The sequence below is a fragment of the Olavius algarvensis spirochete endosymbiont genome (assembly GCA_900608495.1).
Lineage (GTDB): Bacteria > Spirochaetota > Spirochaetia > DSM-2461 > DSM-2461 > UBA2779.
The window spans coordinates 72,626-80,593 of the sequence record UWYT01000278.1; the positions used below are offsets into that span (position 1 = coordinate 72,626).

A 7,968-nucleotide genomic window follows, 5' to 3' on the forward strand; every position below is an offset into this window, starting at 1 on the left:
CATAAAAAGAGGAGCTTATTGGGCGCCAGTTTTACTGTGGTAATCGATAATCCACATCTACTCGGAACAGTTTGCGGACCAAACGACGACAATATTGTTGAAATAAGTACCTTACTATCTACGCCCGTCCGAACTAGGGGTAACAAAATAGTTTTGGAATCCGACGACGATGGGGCGAAATTCCTGTTTAGAAGCCTATTGGATCAACTTGCTGAAATAGCAAAAAGTAAGGAGGCTGTAACTAGCGCACGGGTGAGAGCGATTTTTTCCGCGTTGGAATCAGGCCAAAACGGCAAAATTCAGGCATTCAAAGAAAATATCGTCGCTATTCCAGGATCGAGCAGGCGAATTTATCCCAAAAGTCAGGCTCAGGCCGCTTATATCCGTCAGATGTCTACCCACGATTTGGTTTTCAGTGTCGGACCAGCGGGAACTGGGAAAACCTACCTTGCAATTGCACAAGCCCTGACGGAAATCTTCCTGAAAAAAAAGCGCAAAATTATTCTAACCCGGCCGGTGGTGGAAACTGGGGAAAGTCTCGGTTTTCTCCCGGGCGATCTGACTCAGAAACTCGCCCCCTATCTTAGACCCCTCTATGATGCCATTGAAGATTTGTTGGAATCAGATCAACTGGAGCGAATCAGAAATTCCAACCAACTCGAAGTCGCACCGCTGGCATATATGCGGGGACGGAGCTTGAAAAACTGCTATATCGTACTCGATGAAGCCCAAAACACAACTATGGAACAGATGAAGATGTTTCTTACCAGACTCGGCGAAGGATCACGAGCCGTCGTTACCGGGGATATGACTCAGGTGGATCTACCTTCCGGGCGTCAATCTGGACTCTACGAGGCAGTCCGCATTCTGGGCAGCGTAGATGAGGTGGCTATTACTGAGTTCACCTCGTCAGATGTTGTGAGACATCCCTTGGTGAAAAAGATAGTAGATGCCTACGAAAACAACAATTAGTCTTTGGAGAAAGAGACTGGCCACAAGAATTCCTGTCGCAAGGAACGTCTGGATTTCAGTTGTAGTGGGATGGTTATTGGCATCGCTGGTTCTGATTGGGGTGGAGCAAACTCGCTTCTTATTATCGCGTGAGAGGGCGCTAAAATATGAAGAGGGCGATTTAGTTACAGACGATTTCTATTTGGATCGCGATTTCAGTTTTATCGATGTGGAAGCGACAAAAAAAGTTGTCGATCTAAACCGTAGACTTATACCGCCCATCTACTTCGTTCGGTCTGAGATAACTGATTCAGTTTTGGAAAGATATGGTAGGTTTGTTTCGCTGTTAGGGCCGTCGATTTCCGAGCGCTCGGATGCGGAGAACAAACCGGCTTTGCGGGCGGAATTCCCTGGTGCGGCGAATGTAATTGAAGAAGGAGTGTCACGAAGTGAAGTCGAGCTGAATAAACTGCTGAAAATTACCGAGGATACTTTGCAATTGATTCAAGCCGGAGGAATCTTCAAAGTCGATAAGAGCGCTTCGGTATCGGGAATCATAGAAGTGGTATACAATGAAACTCTACCCGAGAGGAGGGTGAGACTCGCTCGAGATTCGTTGACAGTACCCGGGAACCTTCCAGAGAAAATAAGGGCTGTTGAGGAATTGGAACCATTTCCTTCCGGCGATGTTGAATTCGTAGTGGCCATGGTAAGCTATTTTGCCGAGCCAAACGGATATCTTAACGTTGAGTTGACTGAGAAGAATAGAGATGAGGTCGAAGAGGCGACCAAACTGGTTACAATTTCGTATCCGAAAGGAACAAAGCTTCTAGTGGCCGGAACAGTTGTATCAGAACAACAATACCGTGCTCTGGAGGCCCTGCGCAGTCGACGGGATTATCATGCTTTCATCGATCCTCTGCTGTATCTCGCATTTATATTTGTTTTGGGATTGGTTATCGCTCGAACTTTCAATGTTTCGCTGGGCAATGCCAAGACTCGCTGGATGTATATAATCCTTTGCGGGAAGTATCTTCTTCTATCCTCCGTTTTCTCTGCCTTGATCGAGTTCCAAAATGGAATCTCGGTTATTATGCCAACCGCCCTATTCACACTTCTTCTGGCTCAACTGCTTCGGGATAGGCGTGTTGCCGTTCTTACTTCGATTCTTATGGGATGCTTGTTTTTCTTCTTAACATCAAATGGCAGCTATGATTTCTTGATAACCATGTCTGCAGGTATCTCTGGTGCCCTGGTTGTTGGCAAAAGAGAAACCAGAACGAGTCTGCTGAAAGCAGGTCCCAGATTGGCCTTAATCATGGCGATTACCACAATTTTGGCCGGCCTCTTATTCGGAAAACCCATGAAAGCTATATTTATTACGTCGGCTTACTCTGCATCCAACGGGTTGCTTACCGGAATTCTCAGTCTAGCCTTCCTGCCGTTGTTGGAGCATGTTCTAAATACAGCTACAACATTTCGTCTTATGGAGCTGTCCGACCAAAATATTCCAATCCTGAAGCGGATGAGGCTGAGAGCGCCGGGAACCTATATCCATTCACACAATGTTGCCCACCTGGCCGAGACGGCCTGTGATGCGATTGGCGCCGATGGGCTGCTGGCAAGAGTGGGAGCCTATTACCATGATGTCGGGAAAATTGATCAGGCTGAATATTTTGTCGAAAACCAAACAGGCGAGAATCGTCATGACGATTTAAAGGCCACCCTATCTGTGGCGGTGATAAAATCCCACGTGAAAATCGGTATGGAGAAGGGAAGAGAGCTGCGTCTGCCTGATGAGGTTCTGGCGATTATTGAGCAACATCATGGAACCAGCGTAATTAGATATTTCTACGACAGGGCTTTGAATGCAGAGGGAAACGTCGAGGCTAGTCCGAATGATTTCTCCTACGGCGGACCAAAGCCGGCAAGTCGTGAGGCTGCTGTAGTAATGCTGGCTGACTATGCCGAGGCTTCGACGCGTGCATCAAAACGACTGACTCTGGCAAAGCTGGAGAAGTATGTATGGGATTTGATAATGGAGCGTTTTCGCACCGAAGAACTCAGCGAGTGCGAACTAACTCTGCGGGAACTTGAGGTAATAAAAAACACCTTTGTAAGTGTATTAACGGGCCATTTTCATACGAGAATCGAATACCCCAGGGATAAGGGAGCTTAGCGTTGAATCAACTTGATATATTTCTGAAAACAAACACTAAGTCTTTGAATCTCACTCGCCTGGAAATTTTTATCAGGGCAATTCTATCTCGAATTGGCGCTGTTAATTGGCAACTTGGACTTGTTATCACCGACAATGCTGAAATCAGAAAGTATAACAGGCAGTGGCGAAACCTGGATTCGCCAACTGATGTGCTAAGCTTCGTTCAGGACGAAGGCGAACAGGTGCCCGCTGTTCCGGGAATGCCAAAAGGGGCCGGAGATATAATGATTTCCCTTGAAAAAATCACAAGCAACGCCCAGGAACTAGGCAATACCCTCGATGATGAACTACGCCGAGTAATTATCCATGGGATATTGCACTTAGATGGGCAGGATCATTTGGAAAATGATTATAGCATTGGAATGCTGAAGATGCAGGAAGACCTCCTGGCCGAAACCCGTGGCATTGCGATAGACTGCCGATGATTCCCAGTATTAGAAAGTTTTTCCGATCGAGAAAGGAGAAAAAACGAGGCGTTCTGATCGAAACAGAAGAACTCAAGAGTTTGGATGAGGATGGCAAGGGCATGGTTCGAGGGATTGTTGAATTATCCGACACCTCAGTTAAAGAGGTGATGATTCCACGGATTGATACAGTCTTCATAACGGAAGATGCCAGAATAGAGGAATCGTTGGCGAGGATTATCGAATCGGGCCACTCGAGATTTCCAGTTTATCATGGCACTATAGACAGCGTTGTTGGGATAATTTATGTGAAAGATTTACTCCCGTCTTTCGTAAAAGGGGAAAGCATAGTGATTTCCAACATCCTGCGTCCCGCCTATTTTGTCCCTGAGAGTATGAAGCTTGATTCGCTGTTGAAGGAGATGAAGCAGAGAAAAGTTCATATCGCTGTCGCGGTGGATGAATACGGAGGTGTTTCGGGAATAATATCCATGGAAGACATACTTGAGGAAATAGTGGGAGATATTCAGGACGAATTTGATAACGAAGATGAGGCAATCGTTCGTGTTGGCGAAAACGAATGGCTTTGCGATGCGAGAATGAATCTGGAGAGCATAAATGATGAAATAGGCAGCGAAATTCCTACGGAAGACTTTGATACGCTCGGTGGATTTGTTTTTGATCTATTCGGCAAAATACCAAATGAACAAGAAAAAACCACTTGGAGGGATCTTTCATTTATAATTCAGTCCGTTGAGGGGCACAAGATAAGATTAGTCAAAGTTTTCAGGAATCCGAAAGCCAAATGAGCCGAAAACTGACTTGCAAAGCCGCAATTTGCGTTCTGTTCCTCGTTTCAAACACTGTGTATTCAGAAACCCCGAAAAGCGCGAGAAATCTGTACTACGAAGGCATGAAAGCATTGTCAATTGATAATCCCTACAGTGCCATCGATTCGTTTCGCAACGCTCTGAGAACGAATCCGGCTTACGTAGAGGCGAGGCTTGGAATGGCCGAAGCTTTGTTTCAACTCTCTGAATATGAAGTAGCGGCAGAGGAGATTGAACAGGCTCGGCCCTTTGCGGGAGGTCGGCGCGATTTGCGTTTGCTTGATGCACGAATTCAAACCGCATTGGGCCATTTCGATTTGGCAGCCGATATTTACAGAGAGCTGATTGCGATTCGACCGCATGATGCGCAGGCCAACAGTGGACTTGCGGAGTTATACGCGATTACTGGCCAGCAAGAGCTTGCAGAGAATGCGTTTTATAGAAGTTTGCAGTATTCGCCTGGAGATCGGCGTGCAATGCTGCAATTGGTTTTGCTGCACGACAAATCACGGGATAAGTCGAGTTCGGATAGAATTATCCAGCAAGCCTTGAAACTCTTCCCTGATAATTTCACGGTTAGAATCGTGGCGATTGAACATTTTGCCTTATATGAAGAATGGGAATCAGTCGTCGAGCATTTAGACAAAGCAAAGTCCATGGTTGGAGAATCAGACAACGAACGCTACTCACTCCTGGGACTTATCGATGCTGAGATTGCCCTGCGCAATGGCGATCCCGCGGCAGCTATTGGAGCCCTTGAGAGGTTGCCAAATCTTGATACGACAAAGGCGCTTTATCTGCTTGCCCGGGCCTATCGTGATTTGTCGATGGAAAATGAGGCTCAGGACACGCTGAGTCATCTTCTCATGATACGAAGCGATGATGAAATAGCGAGAATGTTCAAGGAGAGCTATCTGATGTTCAACGCGGGTGGATTCAAAGAACAGCGTATTGAGTCTGCATCCTGGCACTTAGATAGGGGAAAGGCTTACGAAGAAGGATTTTTCTACAATCGCGCGTATCACGAATATCGGCGAGCTCGTTTGATAGATAAGTACAATCCGGATGCCTGGATGGGTTACTTAAATATACTTGGGAAGATGGGATATGCGGAGCACTATAGCGATAGTCTGGGTGTGGCACTGATGGATATACCTCAATCCAACCCCGAGTATTCAATGTTGAAGGACAAATTGGATTCATACAGGCACTCGGAGAAGGATGGCTTGGCCGTCAAATGGGGAATAAACGATCCGTGGATACTGCCCTCGGCCGAATGGGAAGTGGCGGTGTATGTGATGCCCAGCGGCAATTCTCTTCCCATCCATAGCGGTGCTCAAACCACACTTGGTTTGTATTTTGCCGACCTTCTGGACCTCCATCCAGATATCGAAGTTTCAGCTGATGCCAGCAGCAGGAATCCAACTCTGAAGATGACGGGGGATTTCAGCCAGGCATTCAAGGAATCACGCGATTCGAATCTCGATTATTTTGTAATCCTCCGATTTTTTGAAACTGAACGAACCTTTAGCGCCAGTGCGAATTTGTATATCGCCCGAACCGGCGAACTCTATAAGCAGTTCAATGAACTTCGAACCGGGCAGGATAGGGTGACAGATAGCCTTCATCAGCTCTCCAACACTCTAAATGCCAGCATCCCGAGACTGATGAGGATTGAGCAGGTGAATGGGGAATATGTGCTGATGAACAAGGGGTCCTGGCATGGTATTGCAACGCGAGATTTGTGGATAGTTTTACGTAGCGGTTCGGGGCTGCCAAGCACAGGAGAAGGGGGTATTACCTATGGAAGGGATGATTTTTTGGGTACGGTGGAAATCAGCGAAGTCTCGGAACCGCTTAGCGAGGGCATTTTTGAACGCGAGGGAGATTTCGACTTCATTGGCCCCGGGGATGAGCTCTTCCAATTGCCTGTGCCCGAAACAGAGACAGAAGACTACTTCACACCAGACCCGGCCTTTCGCGCACAACTACTTGCCATACCCTAATTGCCTCATCATAGGCCGGATTCAGGGGACTCGTTCGGCTTCCAACCAGCAATAGCCATACATTTTCAACGTTCGATTCACAAAGAGGCCTGGTGAAAACATAGCTTGCTTCCATGAACATGGGTTGTCGATATGTCTTGGGAAATCGTATAGAATAGCTCGCACAGATGGTCCAGGTATAATATGATGTATGCAAAAATTCGACGGTCTCGATGTACAAGCAACGGGGCTGATACCGGTTGGGAAGGATATGTCAATTAGAACGATTAAAGATATGGATCCGAGAGGCAAGCGAGTTCTGGTTCGGGTGGATTTTAACGTCCCCTTGAAAGATGGAAGGATAATGGACGATACTCGCATGCTTGCCGCCCTTCCGACTTTGAAGTACCTCCTGGATAAAGGGGCCTCTCTTGTTATAATGAGCCATCTTGGGAGGCCCAAGGGGCGGGTAGATCCAGAGTTCAGCCTCTCCTTGCTTAAAGATCACTTAGCCGAAATCACCAGGGCAAAAGTAATTATGGCCCCGGATGTAATTGGAGAGAAGGTTGTGGCCCTTGCCAGGGGATTGAAGCCGGGTGAAATACTGCTTCTGGAAAATACCAGGTTCTACCGCGGGGAAACGGACAACAGTGTGGAATTCTGTTCCGAATTGGCAGAACTTGGTGATATGTATATAAATGATGCCTTTGGAGCGGCCCATCGTGCTCATGCATCCACAGAAGGAATTGCGAAAATGCTGCCATCGGCTGCTGGGCTGCTGATGGAAAAGGAGTGCAGAATTTTCGATGAGATTCTTGAAAATCCACCAACTCCCTTTGTGGCGATTATAGGCGGTGCCAAGGTGTCGTCCAAGATTGCTGTTCTTGAATCATTGCGGGCAGATGTTTTTGTCATTGCTGGTGGCATGGCCTACACTTTTTTGAAGACGCAGGGCTGTCAAATTGGAAATTCTCTTGTAGAGATTGAGTACGTCGACACTGCGAGGTCATTCCTGGCGAGCGCCAGGGAGAGAAATGCGGAAGTGCTTCTCCCGCTCGATCATGTGGTGGGCAGTGATTTCAGCACTCAGGCGACACCTGAGTACGTTGATAGCGTAGATGTTCCTGAAGGGAAAATTGCAATGGACATCGGTCCTAAAACCATCTCGGCGATTAGCAGATTAATTGCCGATGCCAGAACTGTGATTTGGAATGGCCCAATGGGGGTTTTTGAATTTGAGGCCTTTGCCAGGGGAACCTTGAAGGTAGCTCAAATTCTTGCCGAATGCAAAGGAACCACGATTGTGGGTGGCGGAGATTCTGTTGCCGCCGTTAATAAATTCAAACTGGCAGACAGCATCGACCATGTTTCAACCGGCGGCGGCGCTTCATTGGAATACCTTGAAGGCAAGGCACTGCCGGGAGTTTCAGTGCTTAAGGAGTAATTGTGTCGCGGGAATATCTTATATGCGGTAATTGGAAAATGAATCTGATGCCAGTTGAGGCCTCCGAATTGGCCGGCTTGATTAAGGGAATGCATAGGGGAATGAACACGCAGGCAATGGTGGCCCCGTCTTT

General features: G+C 47.3%; 6 protein-coding genes. All 6 read left to right on the forward strand.

What is annotated here, in order from left to right:
• The first annotated feature begins 18 nt into the window (after positions 1–18).
• The 6 genes from S1OALGB6SA_RS08670 (at position 19) to S1OALGB6SA_RS08695 (ending at position 7,835) form a co-directional block, all read left to right on the forward strand.
• Positions 19–972 carry a PhoH family protein gene (locus tag S1OALGB6SA_RS08670; protein WP_037563435.1) on the forward strand — a complete coding sequence of 318 codons (954 nt, stop codon included), beginning with the start codon at positions 19–21 and terminating at the stop codon, positions 970–972.
• Positions 950–3,130, forward strand: coding sequence for an HD family phosphohydrolase (locus tag S1OALGB6SA_RS08675; protein ID WP_124033205.1), 2,181 nt, complete (start codon positions 950–952; stop codon positions 3,128–3,130). The genes S1OALGB6SA_RS08670 and S1OALGB6SA_RS08675 overlap by 23 nt, the downstream gene beginning before the upstream one ends.
• Positions 3,131–3,132: 2 nt before the next feature.
• A complete protein-coding gene (gene ybeY / locus S1OALGB6SA_RS08680; RefSeq protein ID WP_052080190.1) occupies positions 3,133–3,597 on the forward strand; it encodes an rRNA maturation RNase YbeY in 465 nt (154 codons plus the stop codon).
• A complete protein-coding gene (locus tag S1OALGB6SA_RS08685; RefSeq protein WP_081950105.1) occupies positions 3,594–4,385 on the forward strand; it encodes a hemolysin family protein in 792 nt (263 codons plus the stop codon). Before ybeY ends, S1OALGB6SA_RS08685 begins: the two co-directional genes overlap by 4 nt.
• The gene (locus S1OALGB6SA_RS08690) at positions 4,382–6,412 is read left to right on the forward strand and encodes a tetratricopeptide repeat protein (protein ID WP_124033206.1); all 2,031 of its coding nucleotides are present in this window, start codon (positions 4,382–4,384) and stop codon (positions 6,410–6,412) included. Before S1OALGB6SA_RS08685 ends, S1OALGB6SA_RS08690 begins: the two co-directional genes overlap by 4 nt.
• A 250-nt stretch (positions 6,413–6,662) precedes the next feature.
• Entirely contained in the window at positions 6,663–7,835 is a 1,173-nt protein-coding gene (locus S1OALGB6SA_RS08695; RefSeq protein WP_124033212.1) for a phosphoglycerate kinase, read from the forward strand.
• Positions 7,836–7,968: the final 133 nt, after the last annotated feature.

Coding starts and splice junctions, on each gene's coding strand:
- S1OALGB6SA_RS08685 (WP_081950105.1), top strand. CDS start 3,594: ATGATTCCCAGTATTAGAAAGTTTTTCCGATCGAGAAAGGAGAAAAAA.
- S1OALGB6SA_RS08690 (WP_124033206.1), top strand. CDS start 4,382: ATGAGCCGAAAACTGACTTGCAAAGCCGCAATTTGCGTTCTGTTCCTC.
- S1OALGB6SA_RS08675 (WP_124033205.1), top strand. CDS start 950: ATGCCTACGAAAACAACAATTAGTCTTTGGAGAAAGAGACTGGCCACA.
- S1OALGB6SA_RS08695 (WP_124033212.1), top strand. CDS start 6,663: ATGTCAATTAGAACGATTAAAGATATGGATCCGAGAGGCAAGCGAGTT.